This is a genomic window from Dermacoccus sp. UBA1591 (genome assembly GCF_002322065.1).
Classification (GTDB): Bacteria; Actinomycetota; Actinomycetes; order Actinomycetales; family Dermatophilaceae; genus Dermacoccus; species Dermacoccus nishinomiyaensis.
The window spans coordinates 15,261-16,544 of the sequence record NZ_DCNR01000024.1; the positions used below are offsets into that span (position 1 = coordinate 15,261).

Consider the following 1,284-nt stretch of genomic DNA (forward strand, 5'->3'; position numbering starts at 1 on the left):
ACTTTCGGGGTTGTCGGTGCGCAGCACTAGGCTTGTCGGCATGACGCACGACAACGAGAACGCAGACCTCTCCGACCTCTCGACCCTCGGTTTCACGACCCGCGCGATCCACGCGGGGCAGGAGCCCGACCCGCGCACGGGCGCGGTCGTTCCGGCCATCTACCAGACCTCGACCTACAAGCAGGACGGCGTCGGCGGTCTGCGTGAGGGCTACGAGTACAGCCGCTCGGCCAATCCGACGCGCACGGCGCTCGAGGAGTGCATCGCCGCTCTCGAGGGCGGCGCCAAGGGTTTCGCGTTCGCCTCCGGTCTCGCGGGCTCGGACACCGTCATCCGCTCGATCCTGCGCCCGGGTGAGCACATGGTCATCCCCACCGACGCCTACGGCGGCACCTACCGCCTCGTCGACAAGGTGACGAAGAGCTGGGGCGTCGAGTACTCGACGGCACCCATCGCCGACGTCGACGCCGTGCGCGCCGCCGTCACCGACAAGACCAAGCTGATCTGGGTGGAGACTCCGACCAACCCCAAGCTCGGCATCGCCGACATCACGGCGCTCGCGGCCGTCGCGCACGAGGCGGGCGCACTGCTCGTCGTCGACAACACGTTCGCCTCGAGCTACCTGCAGCAGCCGATCGCGCTCGGCGCCGACATTGTCGTGCACTCGACGACGAAGTACTCGGGCGGCCACTCCGACGTCGTCGGGGGAGCGGTCGTCGTCGCGAAGAACATCGGCGTGCCCGAGTTCGAAGACGCCGCGGAGCGCATCGGCTTCCACCAGAACGCGATCGGCGCCATCTCCGGTCCGTTCGACAGCTGGCTGACGTTGCGCGGTCTCAAGACGCTGTCGGTGCGCATGGAGCGTCACTGCGACAACGCCGAGAAGATCGTCGAGTTCCTGGCGAGCCGTGATGACGTCACGAAGATCTACTACCCGGGCCTCGCCTCGCACCCGGGCCACGACGTCGCCGTCAAGCAGATGAAACGCTTCGGCGGCATGGTGAGCTTCGAGGTGGCCGGCGGCATGGAGCGCGCGCTCGAGGTCTGCAATGCCACGAAGATCTTCACCCTCGGCGAGAGCCTCGGCGGCGTCGAGTCGCTCATCGAGCACCCGGCGAGGATGACGCACGCCTCCGTCGCCGGCACGGACCTCGAGGTACCGGCCGCCCTCATCCGTCTCTCCGTGGGCATCGAGGAGGCCGACGACCTCGTCGCCGACCTGCGAAACGCACTCGACTCCACGCGATGACGGGTGTCGTCGTGCGCCTCGTCCTCGCGGGCGTG

Annotated in this window: 1 protein-coding gene; it reads left to right on the forward strand. The window is 68.2% G+C overall.

All coding sequences use genetic code 11. The features are described from left to right. Positions 1-40 precede the first annotated feature (40 nt). A complete protein-coding gene (locus B2284_RS02850; RefSeq protein ID WP_038569144.1) occupies positions 41-1,249 on the forward strand; it encodes a cystathionine gamma-synthase in 1,209 nt (402 codons plus the stop codon). Positions 1,250-1,284: the final 35 nt, after the last annotated feature.